Origin of the sequence: Corynebacterium tuscaniense (assembly GCF_008693065.1) — a bacterium.
In the GTDB taxonomy this organism is placed as follows: domain Bacteria; phylum Actinomycetota; class Actinomycetes; order Mycobacteriales; family Mycobacteriaceae; genus Corynebacterium; species Corynebacterium tuscaniense.
Genome location: NZ_VXKH01000215.1, coordinates 1 through 517, shown reverse-complemented (window position 1 = coordinate 517; position 517 = coordinate 1). Strand labels below are relative to the sequence as shown.

The 517-nt window shown below is 54.7% G+C and carries 1 pseudogene; it reads left to right on the top strand.

What is annotated here, in order from left to right:
- Positions 1 to 517, top strand: a pseudogene (locus tag F4V54_RS11345) (excinuclease ABC subunit UvrA); the annotation flags it as partial.

Here is a 517-nt window from a genome sequence, read left to right as displayed (position 1 = left end):
GGTTGTTTTTACCGGCCTATCCGGCTCCGGTAAATCTTCGCTGGCCTTTGACACCATCTTCGCTGAAGGCCAGCGCCGCTACGTGGAATCCTTGAGTTCTTATGCCCGCATGTTTTTAGGGCAGATGGATAAGCCCAACGTGGAATTTATTGATGGCCTGTCACCCGCGGTGTCCATTGATCAAAAATCCACCAACCATAATCCACGCTCCACGGTGGGCACGATCACGGAGATCTACGACTACCTGCGCTTGCTCTTTTCGCGCGCCGGAACGCCGCACTGCCCAAAGTGCGATGCGGTGATTGAGCGCCAAACGCCGCAGCAGATCGTGGATGCGGTGCTAGATTTGGAAGAAAAGCTGAAGTTCCAGGTGCTTGCACCGGTAGTGCGTAAGCGCAAGGGCGAGTTTGTGGATCTTTTTCAGGATCTTTCGGCGCAGGGTTATTCCCGCGTGCGAGTGGATGGAGAGACCCATCAGCTCAGCGATCCTCCCAAGCTAAAGAAGCAGATCAAGCAC